Origin of the sequence: Persephonella marina EX-H1 (genome assembly GCF_000021565.1) — a bacterium.
In the GTDB taxonomy this organism is placed as follows: Bacteria; Aquificota; Aquificia; order Aquificales; family Hydrogenothermaceae; genus Persephonella; species Persephonella marina.
Window position 1 is genome coordinate 634125 of the sequence record NC_012440.1, and the last position, 20350, is coordinate 654474.

The following is a 20350-nucleotide window of genomic DNA, read 5'->3' on the forward strand; positions in this document are numbered from 1 at the left end:
TTAAATCCTCTTCGCAACTCTCAGTTTAGCACTACGGGAAGGAGGATTTTCTCTTATCTCCTCAGTCCCCGGTGTAATAGGTTTTTTCGTCAGAATCTCAATATCCTTTAATCTTTTCCTCTCCCTGTAAATATTTTTTACAATTCTATCTTCAAGTGAGTGAAATGAGATTACAGCAATGATCCCTCCTTTTTCAAGTAGATCTATACCTTTATTTACACCTTCTTTAATCTCCTCAAGCTCATTGTTCACCTCTATCCTTATCGCCTGAAAAGTTTTTGTTGCTGGATGTATTCTGCCCCTTCTTAATGGTGGTGGATATACATTATAAACTATCTGTGCAAGCTCCTTTGTGGTCTCAATTCTCTTTTTCTTTCTTGCTTCAACAATGGCTGAGGCAATTCTCCTTGCAAACTTTTCCTCACCATAATCCTTTATTATCTTTTCAAGTTCTATCTTTGTGTATCTGTTTACAACATCAAAGGCTGTTTTTTTCTGTGTTCTATCCATTCTCATATCAAGGGGTTCTTCCCTCTGGAATGAGAAACCTCTTTCAGTTTTTAGCTGGAATGTTGATACTCCAAGATCAAAAAGGACTCCGGATACGTATTTTATGTCCATTGAATGAACAATCGTATCTATATCTTTAAATGATCCTTTTATAAGTCTGAATCTTCCTTTAAATGGTGAGAGTTTTTCCTCGGCCTTTTCTAATGCGTAATCATCTTTGTCAATCCCAATAAGGAATGTTTCAGGTAGGTTTTTTAAAAGGAGGAAGGAATGTCCCCCTCCACCTACCGTCGCGTCAACTATATATCTTCCTTTTATATTTTTGAAAAAACTGAGTACTTCCCTGTGAAGAACAGGGTAATGTTCTACCACAGCTAACCTTCAAAATGTGATGATGGGATTTTATATATCTCCTCCATAAGATCTATACCACACTGGAGATCTTCCAGCCAGTCAAAGAACTTATTGACTATCTCTTTTCCTCTCATAATGGCTCCATGCTGTGGAGCTATAGTTTCTATATCAAGCTGTCTTGCCATTCTCACCCAGGCTTTAAGTATCCTGTTGGATGGTATATACCTTTTGTGGAAACCTTCCATATACTGAACATGTTCATCAAAGTTCTCAACATATATATAATCCTGTCCTAAAGATGCTCCAAGATCTCCTGAGTATAATGTTTTTGATACAGGATCGTAAACCTGGAAGTTTCCTGGGGCATGCATAAAATGGGCAGGAAGTATATAAAGCTCAGAGTTTCCTAATTTTATGATGGTTCCCTCATCACCTATACCTTTTATCCTGTTTACAACAAGTCTGTCAACACCAAAATGTGGAATGAATCTTATCCATAGAACAGGTGCTATAGCTGTTGCCTTTGTGGTCATAAGCCATCCGTTTATTGCTGCAACAATGTCCGGATCCTGGTGTGAGAGGAAGATATACTTGAGATTATCAACACCTATAAGGCCACCTATCTCAGCAAGAAGATGTTTGAAAACCTTGTGTCCGCCAGGATCAAGGATCATACCTTCACCGTTATCAACTATGAGATGGACGTTCGCCTGTACCATCTCCCCATGTCCAAAATCCTCAAGAAGTATGTTCTGATGAGATCCATTATCAAAAACCTTTCTCTCCTCAGGTACCATCTTCACCTCTCTTCTTTTTTAATTGTTTATAAATTTTATCATCAAATTTATATAGATTTTCAAATATTGTTATTTCTAGATCTGGCTTTATTCTTTTTTTCTTAAATAAAAAAGGTATTATCTCAGGGTAATCTTTTATCTTTTCGTAACATTCTCTTTTTGTATAAACACTGCAGAAACCATTCATTAAGATCGCTGTAAGTAAAAGGTCTATATCTATCTCAGGATAATTATCATACATACATAAAGCCAGTGAGAGAACCGATGCTGTCTTTTCCAACATTCCCCCTCTGTAATCTCTTCCTTTTCTGTCCTTCTTTTCCTCAAATTTTTTTCTTATTTCAGGATCTTTTAAAAATCTTTCCAGCAGATCTCTGTACCTTTTCTTTCTGACCTCATAAAATCCTTTCTCAATCTGTTTCCAGAGAAAATCGTAAGCGTAAGGGGTTTCTTTCCTCATCTAAAAATCCGCTCGTTCCTAATAATTTCAGCATCTTTTCTCAGTTTGTCTATGTACATCTGAACGAGTGTGTTGTACTTTTCATTTTTAAGTAGCGGTTCGACAAGTTTTTTCAGCTCCCCGGATTCTTCATCTGTTGGTGGCGTTACTTTATCAATCTTATAAACGAGAATACCATCTTTTAAAGGTATTATACCTTCTCTGTCTTTAATAAACAGCTTCATATATTCAGGTGTTAGACCGTATCTTACTATCAGGTCTCTTACGGTCTCATCCTTTATCTTCTCAAGTTTACCATCATACTTTTTCATAAGGCTCTGTATACCTTTATCACTTTCCTTTGATATCTTTTCATAAAGTTCTTTTACAGCTCGTTTTTCGTAGTCCTCTTTTAGTTTTGAGTATATCTCATCTTTTACTTTTTCATACGGTAGAGGTTCTTTTACAGCTCTTATAAATCTGGAAAGGTAGTATGCATCATCCGTTTTAACAAATATTATATTTTTATCAGGGGATATCTCCTTAAGCTTCTTTTTAAGCTCCTCAGGTATATTTGAGATACTGTCTGTGTCATCATAAATAACATCTTTGAAGATTATTTTTATATCCTCATTTTTTATCTCTGTTTCACCTTTTTTCAGTCTTAAGAAAAGATCCTTTGCGAGCTTCTCAGACTTCTCCTGATTGTTTTTATCAATATCTATCCTGTATATGATAACCTCTTTACCTTCCTTTCCTGTGTACTCACTTTTGTGTTTTTCGTAGTATCTTTTTGCCTCTTCTTCTGAGATCTTTAAAGGCTGAGGTTTTATGTAAAGAAAATCACCTGAAAGTTTTGATAGCTGTTTGTATACATACGAGTTTATCTCCTCATCTGATAGATAAAATGATGCATCTAAGAATGTGAAAAGATGCTGGGCTGAGAGATCTTTCCTTACTATCTCCTCAAAAAGCTGTGGGGATATATTCATTCCAGAGAGTAATGCTATATATCTATCCTTTGAAAAACGTCCATCTTCCTTAAATGCCTCGACATCAAGTATCGCCCTTTTTACCTCTTCTTTTGTTGCTGCGATACCTTCCTTTTCAGCTTCCTGGTATAAAAGCTCCCTGTCTATAACAGCCTCAAGAGCCTGATCGTATATCTCTTTTTTTAGAGGTGCTGTGTCTACCCCCTGATTTTCAAGTCTGTTCTGTATAACATTAACCTGGTAGTAAAACTCCTGCAGTGATATCTCCCTGCCGTTTACAACGGCAGCTCCTGTTATATTCCCTGCGAATTTGTATATCACAATGGCTACGAAGGCTGTTCCAACAAAGGCAAATGTTGTTATAAAAAGAACAAATTTCATCCATTTTGATTCAGCTATCTTTGCAAACATCTAAAAACCTCTTTTTAGTCAATTATTTTACCATCTTCAATCCTTATAATTCTATCTGCAATACCTGCAACTTTTGGATCGTGTGTTACAACTATGATAGTTTTTCCCTCTCTGTTAAGTTCTTTGAATATATCCATAATCTCTGAGGCTGTTTTACTGTCAAGGGCTCCTGTTGGTTCATCAGCAAGTATTAAATCCGGATCATTTATAAGAGCTCTTGCTATAGCTACCCTCTGCTGCTGGCCCCCTGAAAGCTGGTTTGGTTTGAATGAGAGCTTCTCCTCAAGTCCAACCCTTTCAAGAAGTTTTTTAGCTTTATCCTTCGGGTTTTCAGGTGGTTTTCTGGAGTATATTGTTGGGACAATTACATTTTCCAGAACTGTAAGATAGTTTATAAGATAAAACTGCTGGAATACGAAACCTATATACTCATTTCTTATCTCTGAAAGTTTATCATCATCAAGATCTGAAACATCCATTCCCTCAAAGTAGTACTTTCCGGAGGTTGGTGTATCAAGACAACCTATAATATTCATCAGTGTTGTTTTTCCTGATCCTGAAACACCCATAATTGAGACAAACTCACCTTTTCTGACTGTCAGATCAATACCTTTTAAAACCTTTGTTCTTATTCCAAAGCTTTCGTACTCTTTAACTATATTTTCAAGTTTTATAAGTATGCTCATCTTTTTTCTGGAAGTTTCTTTGTTTTTATTGGGATTATAACCTCTGTTGCTACAGTATCTCCCTCTTTTAATCCTTCAATAACCTCTGTGTATCTCTCAGAGATCCATCCTGTTTTTACATAAGTTTTTACAGGTTTTCCGTTTACTATCTTGAATACATACTGTCTCCCTTTTTCAAACTTTAAAGCTCTGTTTGGAACTAAGATAGCGTCTTCCTTAACACCTGTTATGATCTTTGCATAAACTGTCATCTCAGGCTTCAGATACTTTGCGTACTTCTTTTTTACATTTACTATGGTCATGTAGTAAACGATATTCTCCCTTACAACAGGTTCAGGGTATATCTTTGATATAACACCTTCAAAAACCTTATCAGGATATGCATCTGCGTAGTAAAAGACCTTCTGTCCAACCTTCACCTTACCAATGTCTGTCTCATCCGTGTATATCCTTACCTCAAGCTTTGAAGGATCAAGTATTGTTATGAGATTTGCAACCTGAAGACCTGCAACAACAGTCTCACCTTCCCTTGCTGCTATCTTTGATACAATCCCATCTATAGGTGAGTATATCTGTGTATATGTCAGTCTTATCTTATTTTTTTCAAGTACTTTTTCTGCGTACTCAACTTCTTTCTCTGCCCTTTCCAGTTTTGTTACAAACTCCTTCTTTATCCTCTCAAGTGTTGCTTCTGCAAGCTCAAGCTCTGCTTTAGCCTTATCAAGCTCCCTTTTTGCTATCTCAAAGTTTTCCTCAGTTGTGAACTCCTTTTTTAGGAGCTCCTCTTCTCTTTTATACTTCCAGAGAGCATATCTGTATTTTGCCTTTGCTGAGTTTACCCTCTTTTCTGCCTCTTTTATCTTTAACGGGTATGTTTCCCTTATCTCACTCAGATTTGCTTTTGCTTTTTTTAGATCTGCTTCTGATTTTTCTATATCTTTCAGTATCTCCCTCTGATCTATTATAGCTATAAGCTCACCTTTTTTAACATGATCTCCGATATCTACATTCATCTTCTGGATCTTTCCTGTTGCCCTTGCCCCAACTTTCACATAGGCGTTTACCTGTGTCTTTACGATAGCTGTCGCCTCAATAACATCCTCTATCTTACCTCTTATAACTTTCTCGGTTTTTAATACCTTTATTCCCTCTTCCTTTTTTCCAAATTTCATATAACCTAAGAATGCAAAAAAAACAGATATAACTATCAAAGTTGCGAATATAAGTTTCTTCATCGGCTGCCCCATACCTTGTTAATATCTTCCACCCCTAACTCCCTTTCTATGGATATCTTTGTTATCGCAAGCTCAAGTATGGACTGAACGTAGGTTTCATGAGCTGAGGCTAATGAACTTTCTGCTGTTAAAAGTGCTATTATATCGCTTGTTCCTGCCTTATACTCACCAAGAACCTGTTTATAGTTTATCTCAGCCTGTTCAAGTATAGTTCTTGCAAGCTCAAGTTTTGTGTACGCTGTCTTCAGATCTTCATTTTTCTTGAAAAGGTTAAGCTCAATACTTCTTTTGAGTTCTTTCAATGCGTACCTGTTGTACCTTACCTTCTCCTTTGATGATAGATAATCATAGTATCTTTTCAGTCCTGAAAATATGACCCAGTCCAGTGTTATTCCGTAAGAGCTGTATCTGTCCTTACCAAAATAGCCTGAATAGCTGTTGTTGATAGAGTAGAAAACGTTTACAGAAGGTGTATACTGGAAAATGTATATCTTACTGCTCTCCTCATAGGCCTTTACTGTCTCCTTAAGACTTTTTATCTCTGGTCTTACACTGAAGGCTATCTCTTTCAGTTTTTCAAAATCAGGAAAGTTGTTCTCTGTGTATTTATCCAGAATGGATGTGTCTATCTCTGTATCATTTTTTAAGGGAAGACCTATAAGACTGTTCAGCTCTGCCACCGATTTTCTGTACTCATTCTCAGCCTGTACAAGACTGTACTTGGCGTTCTCAAATCTAACCTTTGCCTGAAGAACATCAGATCTTTTAACAAGACCTAACTTTTTTTTGTCAATAGCAAGCTCATAATCGGCTTTTGCTGCCCTGAACTGTATCTTCCTGAATTTAAGTCTCTCCTTTGCTGCAGCCGATTTAAGATATGCGTACTTTACCTGAAATACTATATCAAGGATGATCTCATCCAGTGAGTACTCTGATGCTCTGTACCTGTGAAGTGCTGATCTGTAATCAAAGTATCTGTAACCGCTGTTGTATATGCTCCAGCTAAGTGATAATGAGTGTGTTCTGCTGAAGTAGTTAAAAGGCTTTTTATCACTGTACCTTGTATAGCTGAACCCGTAGCTCAGTGATGGGAAAAACTGGGAGACTGATGATCTGTAAGCATAAAAGTAAGATCTGAAATCAGATAAACCCTGGTAGTAAAGGGGAAGATTTTCCTTGGCTCTTTTTATAGCTTCCTCAACTGTTATACCGTAAGATATATTCACAAAAAGCAGTATAAAAAGAATGTATCTTTTCATTTTCAGAACACTTTACTCTCTGCAAGCTCTAAAACTTTTTTCCACTGACTTTCTGTTAATGCGTTCTGTATAGCCCTTACCTCTTTTATGTTGTAAATTGTCAGTTCAGCTTTAAGCTTTGCTATATCAACTATAAGCTGTTTTATCCTTTTAGCATCACCACCTTCAAGTACTAGTTTTTTTAGCTCATCTTCCTTTTCTTTTATCTCATTTGCCTTTTCAACCATAAGGTTGTAGTAATCCCTGTAGAACTTCTTTATCTCTTCCATCTGCTCTATTGTAATGCCTATCTCTTCAGCCTTATCTCTTATTACAGGAAGAAAATTGAATCTTTCCACCAGAAAGTATCTGTTCATATAGCTGTCATCTTCTGAAGGCAGCTGATACTCCGTTACAGGTGTTTCCTCTTCCTGGCTTTCCACATTTTCCTGATTCTGACCGAATGAGATCCCAACGGTTAAGAATATAGCCGATATGATGATTAACTTCTTCACAGTTCCCTCCTTATTTTTTGTTTAACAGAAATAGTATATCAGATCAGCTTAATTTTATTAGTTGTAGGATTTGGCTTATAATATTTGTTCTGTAGATTTTTTAGTAAACCTTAGGAGGTTTTATCACGTTGGAATGGAAAGATACACTGAACCTGCCGAAAACAGCATTTCCTATGAAAGGTAATCTGCCAAATAAAGAGCCTGAGATAATCAAAAAATGGGAAGAGATAGACCTGTATAAAAGGTTAAGGGAAGAGAGGAAAGGCAAAGAGAAATATATACTTCATGATGGACCTCCTTATGCAAACGGGAATATACACCTTGGACATGCCCTAAACAAGATACTGAAGGATATACTTGTAAAGTATGAAAGTATGAAAGGGAAGGATGCCCCTTTTGTTCCAGGATGGGACTGTCACGGTCTTCCTATAGAACAGCAGGTTGAAAAGCTTTTGAAAAAGGAGAAAAAGAGAAAGGAAGATCTTTCTAAATCAGAGTTCAGAAAGCTCTGCAGGGAGTATGCCCTTAAATATGTAAATATCCAGAGGGAAGAGTTTAAAAGGTTAGGGATAATAGGAAACTGGGAAAAACCGTACCTGACAATGAGACCGTCATACCAGGCTCAGGAGATAAGGGAGCTTGGGAAGATATTCAGAAAAGGGATAGCTTACAGAGGAAAAAAACCAGTTTACTGGTGTATATACGACAAAACAGCCGAGGCTGAGGCTGAGGTTGAGTATAAGGAGAAGAAAGATCCGTCCATATATGTTGCCTTTGAGCTTGTTGAATCCCCTTTTGATATAAAAGAGAAGGTGTACGCTGTTATATGGACAACAACCCCGTGGACGCTCCCTGCAAACCTTGGAATTATGGTTAATCCTGATTTTGATTATCTGTTTTTAAGATCTGAAGATAAGGTTTATATCGTTGCAAAGGATCTTCTTGAGAGCTTCAGTGAGAAAACAGGTATTGAAGGTGAGGTTATAAAAGAGGTTAAAGGAAGGGAGCTTGAGTTTTTAGAGTACAGACATCCATTTATAGACAGGGTTTCAAAGATATACCTCTCAGAGTTTGTAGAGCTTGGAACAGGAACAGGTCTTGTTCATATGGCACCTGGACACGGTCAGGAAGACTACATCATTGGACAGAGATACGGTGTTGAGGCTTTTGCCCCTGTTGATGATGAGGGAAGGTTTACAGATGAAGCACCTGAGTTCATACAGGGCTTAAGAGTCTTTGAGGCTAATGAGAGAATTGTTGAGAAACTGAGGGAAAATGGTGTACTCCTCCACCATGAGACTGTAAAACACTCCTACCCACACTGCTGGAGATGTAAAAATCCTGTTATATTCAGGGCGACCCCACAGTGGTTTATATCAATGGATGGGATAACTGAGAAAGGAGAGACACTCAGAGGAGAGGCTTTAAAAGAGATAGAAAGGGTTAAATGGATTCCCCACTGGGGTGAAAACAGAATAAAGTCTATGATTGAGAACAGGCCAGACTGGTGTATATCAAGGCAGAGAAGCTGGGGAGTTCCTATAGCCGTTTTCTACTGTAAGAGATGTGGAAATATTATAGATGATGAAAAGGTTTTTGAGCATATAGCAGACCTTGTTGAGAAGGATGAGTTTGGAGCTGATATCTGGTTTGAGAGAGAGGCTGAGGAGCTCCTTCCGGAAGGTTACAGATGCCCAAAATGTGATGGTGAGGAGTTTAAGAAAGAAGAGGATATACTTGATGTATGGTTTGATTCAGGTGTCTCCCATGCTTCTGTATTAAAGTCAGGTTTCTGGGATGAGTTAAAATGGCCTGCGGATATGTATCTTGAAGGGTCGGATCAACACAGGGGATGGTTCCAGTCATCACTTCTTGAAGGTGTTGCTTCCTATGGGAGAGCTCCTTATGATGCTGTTCTGACTCACGGTTTTATACTTGATGAGAAAGGAAACAAGATGTCAAAATCTCTGGGAAATGTTATTCCCCCAGAGAAGATAATAAAGATGTATGGGGCTGATATCTTAAGACTGTGGGTTGTCTCAGAGGATTACACAGAAGATATAAAGATAGGTATGAACCTTCTGAAGAGCATAGCTGATGATTATAGAAAGATAAGAAACACATTCAGGTACTTCCTCGGCAACCTTTACGATTTTGATGCTAATAAGGACAGAGTTCCTTATGAAAATCTCCTTGAGATAGACAGATGGATGCTTTCAAAACTCCAGAGATTGATAGACAGATCCCACTCGGCTTACAGCAATTACAGATTTCACAAGATATACCATGAGATAAAGAGATTTGTTATTGTAGATCTTTCTGCTGTATACCTTGATATTCTTAAAGATAGACTTTACGTTTATGCTCCTGACAGCCTTGAGAGAAGATCTGCACAGACAGTTCTTTATGAGCTTCTTGATTCGCTTACAAAACTGCTTGCACCTATACTTTCCTTCACAACTGAGGAGATATGGGGTTATGTTAGAGAGATCAATCCATCAGTAAAGGAGAGTATCCATCTTGAGGAGATGCCTGTTGTAAATCAGGACTATATAGATCCTGAACTTGAAGAAACCTACGAGAAACTTATGAAAGTCAGGGATGATATCCTTAAAGCACTTGAAGAGGCAAGAAGGTCAGATATTATAAGACATCCTTATGAAGCTAAGGTTGTACTTTCGTTACCTGATGAATACAGATCGGTTGTTGAGAAAAGGATAGACTGGATTAAGTTTTTCTTTACAGTAAGTCAGGTTGAACTCTCAGATCAGGCTGAAGGTGATGTTATTATAGGTGGTGAGAAGGTTGAAGGTGGTAAGATAGCTGTGAAAAAAGCCTCTGGTGAGAAATGTCCAAGATGCTGGATATACGATGAATCAGTTGGAAAGGATGGTCAGCCGGTTTGTGACAGATGTATGGAACAGTTAGAAAGGATGGAAATAAAAATATCTGATATAGAGGAGGCTAAATGAAAAAGTCAGATCTTTTAAACTATCTGATTGAAAGATTTCCTTACCTGAAGAAAAAGGATCTGCACACGATACTTAATGGAACATTTGAGGCTATGACAGATGCACTTTCAAAAGGAGACAAAGTAGAGATAAGAGGTCTTGGCTCATTCAAGGTTAAGGTGAAGAAGAGCAGAAAAGCAAGAAATCCTAAAACGGGTGTTGTGGTTGAGGTTCCTGAGAAAAGGGTCGTTCATTTTAAGATGGGTAAAGTTCTTAAGAAAAAACTTTTCTCCAGACCGGTTTAAAAGGGGGCTCAATAGCCCTCTTTTAGTATAAAGTTTTCTACAACATCCAGTATGTTCTCACCAACAAAATCAGCCTCTGTATTATCAATATACTTCAGGCCCTGTCCCGTTTTAACAAGAGCAGCTTTTATCCCTTCTTTATGAGCGGCCTTAATATCGTTCTCCTTGTCACCTATGAGGAATGATCTTGAAGGATCAATACTGAATTCTTCTATTCCCTGTTTTATCATACCACTTTCAGGTTTTCTGCAGTCACATACCATTCTTAGTTCAGGTACAACTCCATCTGGATGGTGGGGACAGTAATAAACCTTATCAATCTTTATACCGTTTTTACTGAAAATATCAAGCATATACTCTGTTAATTTTAGGAAATCTTCCTCAGTATAATAGCCTACAGCTATTCCTGACTGGTTTGTAACGATTAAAAGTTTAAATCCAGCATCCTGAAGTTTTTTTAAAGCTGGGAAGACCTCAGGGTATATCCTGAAATCCTCAATCCTGTGAACAAAACCGTAATCCTCATTTATAACGCCATCCCTGTCTAAGAAAACAGCCTTATTTTTCATTTACAACCCCAGTAGAAATGCTACATCTTCAGGTGTTTTCCCTTCTAATATGTAGTAAAAAGCCTGAAGACCTTTCTGGTCTATTGATATATAAAGGGCTTTATCCCCTGATTGGAATGGAACAACAAGGACCGGAACCCTCCATGTCTGTATAAACCTCTTCCATTCAGGCCTGAAATCGGCCATAAGAAGCTGTGCTTCCCTTCTTTTTCCTATTATAAAATTAACCACTGCGAACATATACTTTGCTTCAGGTATTTTTGATGCAGCTTTTGCAAGCTCTCTTCTTGATCCCTTTATATCCCCATCTATGTATTTGTTAAACCCTTCTATAAACGCCTTTTCCTCCTCAGGAAGTTCAAGATAAAACTCAAAAGGGATCTCTATATATGTTTCTATATTATCAAACTCAAATAAAGGTGCCACCTGGGTTTTAAACTTATCTGGATGCCTTTTGTATATAAGTATTGAAGGTTCTTTTTTCATCAGATCCTCTCAGATTTTTTGAGAAAATTATAATACAGAGGTTTTTTTTATCAGTGATTTATGTCATCATTTTTATCTTTCTGGTAGTACTTCCTGTCTCTCTCATCAACAACTGTGTTGTTCTTTGACCAGTATACCATGAGGCCTACTATCACAATAACAGCCAGTAAAAATATAACTACAGTAAAGATAAGCTCAACCGTTTCGTTCATCACCTTCTCCGAATGCTGATTTTCCTCATTTTAATTTAGCAGGTATAATATTACCTTATCAGTATAAAAAAATAAATATATCTTTAAAATATGGAGGAAATAAATGAAAGATGTTAAGCCTGAAATATTGGAAAAAATGAAAAAGTTTGCAGAGAACTTCTCAAAAAAATCCGGAACTGTAGTTAATCCTAATAAAGAAGCTGCAGAGGCAGTTATTAGCGGTCTTGCCTCACACGTTGAGGAACTTGGAAAACCATTATGTCCATGTAACTTCTACCCTGATAAACAGGAAGAAGTTAAAAGGAGAAGATGGATATGTGCCTGTGACGAGATGCAGGTATTAAAATACTGCCACTGTCTTCTCTTTACCACGGAGGAAGGACTCCCAATAACGGAGTATCTGCCAGAGTGGCATGAAGGAAGACAGATTTATGGACTTGTGAAAGATCCAACACCTGATAAAGGAAGAGCCCTTGGAAAGGTTGATAAGATAATAAACCTGCTTAAAGATTATGTTAAGGAACATAATCTTGATATACCAGAAGAAGAAATCGTGGAATGGGCCCAAAAGGTTGCAAGGAAAAAATGATGAGATTTGTTTTAGGATTTTTCTTTCTAATAATAGGTATTCTTGGGATAATACTTCCTGTTATTCCGGGGGTACCTTTCCTTGTTCTGTCAGGTTTCCTATTAGGTATCATATCTGACAGGACGGTTGTAAAAACGCTGAAAAAATTCAAGGTTAAAGACGGTAAAAACAGACTGTGGGACAGGGTTATAAATTACGTTATTATCAGGTATATACACAGAAAAAAAGCTGTTAACTGATCTTTTTCCCTCTTATCTCTCCGATCTTCAGAAAATGTGTAGCACAGGAGATACAGGGATCAAAGTTTCTTATAACTTTTTCTCCAGTTTTTAGGATCTCCTCAATATTTTCCCTGTTCATAATCATATTTCTAACAGATACCTCCATAATATCCTGGTTCTGTGAGGTGGGAGGTACTATATCCGCCTTTTTTATTTTTCCTTCACTGTCAAAGCTGTACTTGTGCCATAGTATTCCCCTTGGTGCTTCGGATACACCGTAACCTGTCCCCTCTTTAACTGTGTAATCGGCATTTTTCAGGCTCTCTTTTCTGTAGTCTTTTATCAGATCTATTGATCTTTCAAGTGAATGGATGATCTCAACCATTCTAATAAGTATTGTTTTAAAACTGTTTTTGATCGGTGGATAAAGATCTATATCTTTTGAAGATTTTAATGCCATATATGAAAGTTTTTCATAGCTGTTGTTGAATCTTGATATAGGTCCAACTATGTATAAATCCCTTCCGTAAAGCTTTGCTCTTTTTGCTGTTGAGTGATCAACCTGATACTCTTTTATTACATTATCAAACTCCTCTTTTGTTAATCTAAGGCCTTTGTTTGATACTATATCCCCTTTGAGTATAGGGTACTCTTCTTCCTCAAGTGAGAGAAAATGTATATCAGGAATCTCATTATCCGGAAAGTTGAACTCAGAGAATCTTTTTAAAGCGTATACAGAAAGATCAAGTGCCTTCTCGAGAAGAGGAATGATACTTTTAAGGCTATCATCGTCTGCAAATTTGGTAAATCCTCCAACTGAGATAGATACAGGATGGGAGACTCTTCCTCCTATTTTCTGTATAATTTCGCTTCCGGCATTTTTTATTATTGTTCCTATTTTAAGGAATTCAGGGCTGTCCTTTCCAACCTCAAATACGGATCCTTTATTAAGAAAATCAGGAAGATGGAGAAAGAAAACATGTACAGCGTGACTCTGTATCCATTCACCGAAGTAGTAAAGTCTTCTCAGTTTCTCAATCTCACTGGAAACCTTTAAACCAAAAGCGTCCTCAATTGCCTGAACACCGCTTATCTGGTATGCTACAGGGCATATACCGCAGATACGGGATGTTACATCTATAATCCTGTAGTACTCTTTACCTTTTAGTATTCCCTCTATAAATCTTGGAGGTTCAAATATGTTCAGTTTCACATCTTTAAGCGTTCCATTCTCATAAAAAAGAGATATAGATCCTTCTCCCTCTACTCTTGTTAAAAGATTTTCAATCTTTTTCATATCTTTTCCCTTATGTAAGGATGGTAAGCATTAAACCCCATAAGGATGGACTCGTAGAACTCCTTCTGATCTAAACTGAGGAACTGAAATACCTCCTTTAATGTCTCAATCTGAGGATTTTTAACAGGACCAAAGCATCCGTAACATCCCCTGTTGTAGGAAGGACATACAGCTCCACATCCTGCAGATGTTATACTTCCAAGGCAGGGTTTTCCAAAAATTATCACACATGGGTTTCCCTTTCTCTTACACTCCATACATACAGGGTACTCAGGGTTATAGGGTTTCTTGCCGAGGATCACAGAGTATATTACCTCAAGGAGGGCTTCTTTATTTATGGGGCATCCTCTTATCTCAAAATCAACGTCTATATAATCTGAAACAGGTCTTGATCTCTCAAGAGATTTTATCATCTCAGGTTTTGGGTAAACAGAACAGACTATATCTTTGTAATCTGAGAAGTTCCTTACAGACTGAATCCCCCCTGATGATGAACAGGCGCCAATGGTTACAACATACTCTGATACATCCCTTATCTTTTTAACCTTTTCCTCCTGCTCAGGTGTGGATACAGATCCCTCAATGAATGATATATCAAACCTTTCAAACTCATTTCTGTCCTGACCTTCAATGAAGTACTTTATCCTTACCTTTTCCTCAAGATGTGAGAGCATCTCTGAAATATCAAAAAATGAGATCTGACAGCCGTCACAGGAAGCAAACTTAAATATCCCTACCTCAATCATACCTCTTTCCTTTCAAAGAATTCCTTTATCTGTGAGTATCTGAATATTGGACCATCTTTACATACAAAGTATGGTCCAAACATACAGTGCCCACATGTTCCAACGGAGCATTTCATATGTCTTTCCATAGATACAAAGATATTCTCAGTTGATACCCCTTTTTTGCAAAGCTCAATAACTGAGAATTTAACCATTGGGTCAGGTCCACACATAAAAACAACAGCATCCTTATCTATATCTGATTTTTTTATTAGCTCTGTTATAAGTCCAACATCTCCCTTCCATCTTTTATCTGGATGATCTATAGTTATTTTAAAATCTATCTGTGATGACCATTTTTCATAGTTATACCTGTAAAGGAGAGAGTCGTAACTTTTTGATCCGTAAAGGGACAGTATACCTCTGAATCTATCCTTCTGTTTTATAGCCTCTTCCATAATCCATTTTATGGCAGCGAGTCCAAGACCTCCTGAGATAAGAACAAGCTGTTTTCCTTCTGCCTCATCGAGATCCCAGCTATTTCCGTAAGGTCCTCTTATGTATACCTTATCACCTGCTTTGAGTTTCACGATATGTCCTGTTACATCACCGGCTGATCTCACTGTATGTTCTATTATTCCTTCTGATCTTCCTGCGATAGTTATAGGGGCTTCACCTAAACCGAATATATAGATCATATTGTACTGTCCGGGAGAGTAGTTTCTGTATGAAAGTATTCGCAGGGTGACGGTGTCTTCAGTCTCTTTAACAGTTTCAATGACTTCCATCTCAGTTAGACTGTAAGGATTGTCTACCTTAAACATCATTTTCTCTCAAAAGGTTTATCTCGTTTCTTATATCTATTCCTGAAGGACACCATGTTATACACCTTCCACATCCAACACAGCCAAACGTCCCAAACTGATCTGTCCAGTAGGCGAATTTATGCATAAGCCACTGTCTGTATCTTGATGCTACACTTCCCCTCACATTGAATCTGTGTACTGTTGCAAATGATGGATTGAAACATGAATCCCAGACAGCTTTTCTTGTTGAGCTCATTGATACAAGGTCATTTTCTTCAACTATATCAAAACAGAAACATGTAGGACAGACCTGTGTACATGATGTACAGGCAAGGCAAGTTTTGTTAAATTTATCCCAGAAATCTGAGTCAATCTTGGTGTAAAGTATATCAGGGAGACCGTCTGTATCTATCCTGTTTTTAATCTTTTCCTCTGTTGATCTTATGATCCTTTCCTTCTCTTTCAGATCCTTATCTTCAGCTTTTCTGTGGGGAATATTTTTCATCAGGTCCATACCCTTTTCAGATCCAACATTAACGAGGAAATGATCTTTAAGTTCCGTAATTGATATATCAAAATTTTTTTCTGGAAAAGGTCTGTATCCAAAAGATGTACAGAAGCAGGTATCAACGGGATTTATACATGTGTATGAAAGTACAAAGATATTTTCTCTGATGCTTCTGTAATAGATATCAGGATGGTCATTTTTATTTATGAAAACATCATCAAGTATTGATAGGGCATTGAGATCACAGGGAGGAACACCAAAAAATGCGTATCTTTTTTCGGATTTTTCGTATATAAACTCCAGCTTTCCATTCTTCTTTTTAACTGTAAGGATATCAAACTCAGGGGGGTGTAAAAAGTTTTTTAAAGAGTTAACAGGTTTTGATATTGAGAAGAAGTAGCTGGAATCATCAATTCTATAATATCTTGAGTTCTGTACATCCTTTTTACCTGAAGCTATCTGATCAAATCTATCAACCTGACTGTAGGTTACTATACCGTCTTTATAAACCGGGGCTATAAGATCATAATTATCCTTTAAAATCAGGAATATATCTTTTAAAGACTCCTTGCTTATAAGCAGGTTTACATCCATAAATTCCCCCTTATATTTAAAGTTAAGGAGGGATACTCAAAAAGTCAAACAGCTTGACATGGGAAGTTTGAGGTATTATCATCAATTTAATAACGAATGAATGTTCATTAAATAGAAATAATTACCGTTATTATAGGAGGTTATGGATATGCAGCCTTTCAGCAGGGAGTATTTGAGGGAGATCTTTACGAAACCAACAAACTATATCAACACAAACAGGGGAAAGGAGTATTACGACAGACTTTACGCAAAGATGGAGAAGAGACTCTCAGAGCTGAAAAAACAGAGGCCTCTTAGAGAGACTGAGATCAGATTTGAAGAGCTTTTAGAAAGCTGGGAGCTTACAAGAAGAGATTTTCTGAAATGGGTTTCTGCAACAACAGCTATGCTTATGCTTCCTCCAAAGTTTGAACCTCTTGTTGCCCAGGCAGCTGAGGTTATGAACAGAGTTCCAATAATATGGATAAATATCCAGGACTGTGCTGGTAATACAGAGGCTCTGCTTAGAAGTGCATCTCCTACAGTTGATGAGCTCATACTTGAGTATCTCTCAGTTGAGTACCATGAGGTTATAATGGCTGCTGCTGGTGATCAGGCTGAAGCTAACCTTGAGAAGGCTGTAAAGGATTTTGACGGTAAGTATATACTTTTTGTTGAAGGAGCTATACCTGTTGGGATGCCTGAAGCTTTCACAATAGGAAGACATGCAAAAACAGGTGTTGAGCATCTAAAACATCTTGCAGAACATTCAGCTGCTGTTGTTGCTGTAGGTTCATGTGCGGCATTTGGAGGTGTTCCAGCTGCATATCCTAATCCTACAGGTGCTGTTGGTGTTATGGATATTGTTAAGGGTAAACCTGTTGTTAACATACCTGCATGTCCTGCAAACCCTGCGAACATAACTGGTGTTGTAATACATTACATACTGACAGGTGAGCTTCCAGAACTGGACTCACTTTTAAGACCTAAGTTTGCTTTCGGTTTCAGAATCCACGATAACTGTGAGAGAAGAGCCCATTTTGATGCAGGTGAGTTTGTTGAGGAATGGGGTGATTACGGTGCTAAAAACAGTTTCTGTCTTTACAAGATGGGCTGTAAGGGTCCTTTCACATTCAACAACTGCTCACTTATAAAGTACAACGAAGGAACAAACTGGCCTGTTGGTGTCGGTAGAGGATGTATAGGCTGTTCAGAGCCTGAGTTCTGGGATAAGTATGCAACAGAAAGACCTGTAGCAAGATCACCAATTCAACCACCTGCAGGAAGAGGCGTTGAGTCAGGTGTTGATGAGTTTGGTCTCGGGCTGCTTACGGCAGCTGCTATAGGTATAGGTATTCATGCTGTTGCGAGCGCTTTGGCTGGAAAGAGAGATCAAGTTAAAGATACTGAATAATTTATGTGGAGGTTTTAAAGATGGGGAAGCATTTAGTAATTGATCCGATCACAAGAATTGAAGGTCATCTAAGGATAGAGGCTATACTTGATGAGAATAACACGGTGATAGATGCTTACAGCTCATCCACAATGTGGCGTGGTATTGAGATCATTATGAAAGGGAGAGATCCAAGGGATGTACCTCTACTTGCTATGAGAATATGCGGTGTATGTACAGGAACACATTACTACACAAGTACACAGACTGTTGAGCATGCACTTGGAATAGTCCCACCTAAGAATGCAAGACTTGTTAGAAATCTTATACAGGGTTCACTTTATATACATGATCATGTTGTCCATTTTTATCATCTACATGCCCTTGACTGGGTTGATATAGTTTCCGCTTTAAAGGCTGATCCTGCAAAGGCTGCGGCTGAGGCTAAAAAATGGGCTAATATGCTGACAGATCCTGTCACAGGTGCTACAATTCAGCCCTGGAACGCTGGGGAAGGACAGTTCAGAACTGTTCAGGAAAGGCTTAAAAAGTTTGTGAAAGCCGGAAGACTTGGACCTTTCGCAAACGCTTACTGGGGAAATAAGTCTTACAAGCTCACACCTGAGCAAAATCTTGTTGCTGTCTCCCACTATCTTGATGCACTTGAGATGCAGAGGGAGATGGCAAAGCTTATGGCTATTTTCGGTGGTAAAAACCCACATCCACAGTCACTTGTAGTTGGTGGTGTCACATGTGTTCTTGATATACAGAACCCTGCAAGAATAGGACAGTTCAAGGATATCCTTATGAAATCAAGGGAGTTTATATACAGAGCTTACCTTCCAGATCTTTTAATGGCGGGGGCTGTTTATGCTGATGAGGCACTGAAAGGTATAGGAAAAGGTCTTGGTAATTATATGGCTTACGGTGATTTCAGAATGGATGATAATGACTGGTATAAGGGAGAGCTTTTATTCCCACCTGGTGTTGTTTTAAATATGGATCTTTCTACCGTTTATGATCTTGACCAGTCAAAGATAACAGAGGATGTAACACACAGCTGGTATGAGTACAGTGTTAATCAGCCTTTACATCCTTATGAGGGGCAGACAAATCCTAAGTATACAGGTTTCAGAAAGGACGGGACCGTTGATCCTAAAGGTAAGTACTCATGGATAAAATCACCTATATACGATGATAAAAGGGTTGAGGTCGGACCTTTAGCAAGGATGATAGTTGGTTATGCACGGGGAAATGAGAGAATAAAACATTATGTTGACTGGCTTTTAAACTCTGGAAATCTTCCGGTTCAGGTTCTTTTCTCAACAGTTGGAAGAACTGCTGCAAGGGCTGTTGAGACAGCTTTAATGGTTGATGTTATGGTTGAGTGGGTTGATCAGCTTGCTAAAAATGTTGCATCGGGTGATCTGAGCACATGGACTGAGTTTGATTTTGAAAGACTGACTAAAGGAAAAGAGCTCAAAGGATACGGTCTTACAGAGGCTCCAAGGGGAGCTCTTGGACACTGGATTAAGATAAAGGACGGAAAGGTTGAGAACTATCAGGCTGTTGTTCCATCAACATGGAATGCTGCTCCAAGGGATTATAAAAACAGAATGGGAGCTTATGAGGCATCACTTATAGGAACAACACTTTCGGATCCTGATCAGCCCCTTGAGATACTCAGAACGATACACTCATTTGATCCATGTATAGCCTGTGCAGTTCACGTTATAGATGCAAAAGGTAAAGAGCTTGGTGTTTATAAACTTGAACCTGTTGGAGGGGCCTGCAATGTATAAAAAAGTTAAAAGAATGACAGCATCAATGAGGATTTACCACTGGGCCAATGCTATAGCAATCGTTGTTGCTGTCATAACGGGACTTTATATAGCTGATCCTTACTACCAGGCAAAGATTGCGGAACCTGCTGCATTCAAGTATATAATGGCATACAACAGGATATTACATTTTATTTCAGCGATAATTCTTGATGTTCTTTTTATAGTTATAGCTTACCTTTACTTCTTCAGCAGGTTTGAAAAACCTTACAAGAAGCTTATTCCTAACTACCAGAATGTAAAAGAGTTCGTTGAGGTCTTTTTAAATCTTATAACTTTAAACAGAAGGAAGAATTTTGATACATCACACAGTGATAGCTTCAATGTTGTATGGTTTACAATACTGCATCTGTTACTTCTCCTTATGCTGTTTACAGGATTCCAGATGTATGTTGCAGGTCTTGCACATGGAACTTCTTCAATAGGACCCTGGTGGCCCTGGCTTTTACATGTTGCAACTGACTGGACACTTTACGTATTTGGTGGGTTACACGGTGTCAGGATAGTACATCATCTAACAATGTGGATAATTCTCGCATGGGTAATGTTCCATATATACTATCAGGTATGGAGAACGATATTCTGGAGAGAAGGAGATATAGCTATCGTTTTTGGTGGTTATAAGTTCAAGAAGATAAAGTAAGAGGGAGGGCTACCTCCCTTTCTTTTTGATCTATGTAGTTGCATATCTTTTCTT

22 protein-coding genes are annotated in these 20350 nt (G+C 38.0%); 7 read left to right on the forward strand and 15 right to left on the reverse strand.

Annotated features, from left to right (window positions below; all coding sequences use genetic code 11):
- Genes rsmH through PERMA_RS03405 form a run of 8 tightly spaced genes read right to left on the reverse strand, consistent with a single transcriptional unit; the run spans nt 1 to nt 7177 of the window.
- Entirely contained in the window at nt 1–882 is an 882-nt protein-coding gene (rsmH, locus tag PERMA_RS03370; RefSeq protein WP_015898918.1) for a 16S rRNA (cytosine(1402)-N(4))-methyltransferase RsmH, read from the reverse strand.
- A 2-nt stretch (nt 883–884) separates the two neighbouring features.
- Complete coding sequence (locus PERMA_RS03375; protein ID WP_012676629.1) at nt 885–1661, reverse strand: oxygen-binding di-iron domain-containing protein; 777 nt, start codon at nt 1659–1661, stop codon at nt 885–887.
- Complete coding sequence (locus PERMA_RS03380; protein ID WP_012676712.1) at nt 1651–2121, reverse strand: hypothetical protein; 471 nt, start codon at nt 2119–2121, stop codon at nt 1651–1653. The genes PERMA_RS03375 and PERMA_RS03380 overlap by 11 nt, the downstream gene beginning before the upstream one ends.
- Nucleotides 2118–3503, reverse strand: coding sequence for a peptidylprolyl isomerase (locus PERMA_RS03385; protein WP_015898954.1), 1386 nt, complete (start codon nt 3501–3503; stop codon nt 2118–2120). Before PERMA_RS03385 ends, PERMA_RS03380 begins: the two co-directional genes overlap by 4 nt.
- A 14-nt stretch (nt 3504–3517) precedes the next feature.
- Nucleotides 3518–4189: an ABC transporter ATP-binding protein gene (locus tag PERMA_RS03390; protein ID WP_012676125.1), complete on the reverse strand. Its 672-nt coding sequence runs from the start codon at nt 4187–4189 to the stop codon at nt 3518–3520.
- Entirely contained in the window at nt 4186–5424 is a 1239-nt protein-coding gene (locus PERMA_RS03395; protein ID WP_041530875.1) for an efflux RND transporter periplasmic adaptor subunit, read from the reverse strand. The genes PERMA_RS03390 and PERMA_RS03395 overlap by 4 nt, the downstream gene beginning before the upstream one ends.
- Nucleotides 5421–6683 carry a TolC family protein gene (locus tag PERMA_RS03400; protein WP_015899021.1) on the reverse strand — a complete coding sequence of 421 codons (1263 nt, stop codon included), beginning with the start codon at nt 6681–6683 and terminating at the stop codon, nt 5421–5423. Before PERMA_RS03400 ends, PERMA_RS03395 begins: the two co-directional genes overlap by 4 nt.
- A 2-nt stretch (nt 6684–6685) precedes the next feature.
- Entirely contained in the window at nt 6686–7177 is a 492-nt protein-coding gene (locus PERMA_RS03405; protein ID WP_012676257.1) for a hypothetical protein, read from the reverse strand.
- A 128-nt stretch (nt 7178–7305) separates the two neighbouring features.
- Here PERMA_RS03405 and ileS point away from each other — a divergent pair, with 128 nt between their 5' ends.
- Both ileS and PERMA_RS03415 read left to right on the forward strand, forming a co-directional pair.
- Nucleotides 7306–10149 (forward strand): isoleucine--tRNA ligase, encoded by a 2844-nt coding sequence (gene ileS / locus PERMA_RS03410; RefSeq protein WP_012675446.1) that lies wholly within the window; start codon nt 7306–7308, stop codon nt 10147–10149.
- Nucleotides 10146–10433, forward strand: coding sequence for an HU family DNA-binding protein (locus tag PERMA_RS03415; protein WP_012675573.1), 288 nt, complete (start codon nt 10146–10148; stop codon nt 10431–10433). The genes ileS and PERMA_RS03415 overlap by 4 nt, the downstream gene beginning before the upstream one ends.
- 8 nt (nt 10434–10441) lie before the next feature.
- On the opposite strand, the gene gmhB is transcribed toward PERMA_RS03415, so the two are convergent.
- From gmhB to PERMA_RS10750, 3 genes are read right to left on the reverse strand one after another with little or no spacing between them, the layout of a single operon-like run.
- Complete coding sequence (gene gmhB / locus PERMA_RS03420; protein WP_012676234.1) at nt 10442–11002, reverse strand: D-glycero-beta-D-manno-heptose 1,7-bisphosphate 7-phosphatase; 561 nt, start codon at nt 11000–11002, stop codon at nt 10442–10444.
- Nucleotides 11003–11488: a hypothetical protein gene (locus PERMA_RS03425; protein WP_012675935.1), complete on the reverse strand. Its 486-nt coding sequence runs from the start codon at nt 11486–11488 to the stop codon at nt 11003–11005.
- A 50-nt stretch (nt 11489–11538) separates the two neighbouring features.
- Nucleotides 11539–11700, reverse strand: a complete 162-nt coding sequence (locus tag PERMA_RS10750) for a hypothetical protein (RefSeq protein ID WP_012676475.1) — start codon at nt 11698–11700, stop codon at nt 11539–11541.
- A 103-nt stretch (nt 11701–11803) separates the two neighbouring features.
- On the opposite strand from PERMA_RS10750, the gene PERMA_RS03430 reads away from it, so the two are divergent.
- Complete coding sequence (locus PERMA_RS03430; RefSeq protein WP_015898913.1) at nt 11804–12289, forward strand: ferredoxin-thioredoxin reductase catalytic domain-containing protein; 486 nt, start codon at nt 11804–11806, stop codon at nt 12287–12289.
- Nucleotides 12289–12528 (forward strand): hypothetical protein, encoded by a 240-nt coding sequence (locus PERMA_RS03435; protein WP_187146671.1) that lies wholly within the window; start codon nt 12289–12291, stop codon nt 12526–12528. Before PERMA_RS03430 ends, PERMA_RS03435 begins: the two co-directional genes overlap by 1 nt.
- Here PERMA_RS03435 and PERMA_RS03440 read toward each other — a convergent pair.
- Genes PERMA_RS03440 through PERMA_RS03455 form a run of 4 tightly spaced genes read right to left on the reverse strand, consistent with a single transcriptional unit; the run spans nt 12521 to nt 16440 of the window.
- The gene (locus PERMA_RS03440; protein WP_012676609.1) at nt 12521–13807 is read right to left on the reverse strand and encodes a Ni/Fe hydrogenase subunit alpha; all 1287 of its coding nucleotides are present in this window, start codon (nt 13805–13807) and stop codon (nt 12521–12523) included. The genes PERMA_RS03435 and PERMA_RS03440 overlap by 8 nt on opposite strands.
- Complete coding sequence (locus tag PERMA_RS03445; protein ID WP_012675806.1) at nt 13804–14553, reverse strand: NADH-quinone oxidoreductase subunit B family protein; 750 nt, start codon at nt 14551–14553, stop codon at nt 13804–13806. The genes PERMA_RS03440 and PERMA_RS03445 overlap by 4 nt, the downstream gene beginning before the upstream one ends.
- The gene (locus tag PERMA_RS03450) at nt 14550–15356 is read right to left on the reverse strand and encodes an FAD/NAD(P)-binding protein (RefSeq protein ID WP_015898946.1); all 807 of its coding nucleotides are present in this window, start codon (nt 15354–15356) and stop codon (nt 14550–14552) included. Before PERMA_RS03450 ends, PERMA_RS03445 begins: the two co-directional genes overlap by 4 nt.
- A complete protein-coding gene (locus PERMA_RS03455; protein ID WP_012676137.1) occupies nt 15349–16440 on the reverse strand; it encodes a 4Fe-4S dicluster domain-containing protein in 1092 nt (363 codons plus the stop codon). Before PERMA_RS03455 ends, PERMA_RS03450 begins: the two co-directional genes overlap by 8 nt.
- Before the next feature lie 148 nt (nt 16441–16588).
- Between PERMA_RS03455 and PERMA_RS03460 the strand changes: the two genes are divergently transcribed.
- The 3 genes from PERMA_RS03460 to PERMA_RS03470 are packed head-to-tail and all read left to right on the forward strand — an operon-like array spanning nt 16589 to nt 20296.
- Nucleotides 16589–17833 carry a hydrogenase small subunit gene (locus PERMA_RS03460; protein ID WP_012676872.1) on the forward strand — a complete coding sequence of 415 codons (1245 nt, stop codon included), beginning with the start codon at nt 16589–16591 and terminating at the stop codon, nt 17831–17833.
- Nucleotides 17834–17853: 20 nt separating this feature from the next.
- Nucleotides 17854–19614: a nickel-dependent hydrogenase large subunit gene (locus tag PERMA_RS03465; RefSeq protein WP_012675774.1), complete on the forward strand. Its 1761-nt coding sequence runs from the start codon at nt 17854–17856 to the stop codon at nt 19612–19614.
- Nucleotides 19607–20296 carry a cytochrome b/b6 domain-containing protein gene (locus tag PERMA_RS03470; protein ID WP_015898957.1) on the forward strand — a complete coding sequence of 230 codons (690 nt, stop codon included), beginning with the start codon at nt 19607–19609 and terminating at the stop codon, nt 20294–20296. Before PERMA_RS03465 ends, PERMA_RS03470 begins: the two co-directional genes overlap by 8 nt.
- Nucleotides 20297–20350: the final 54 nt, after the last annotated feature.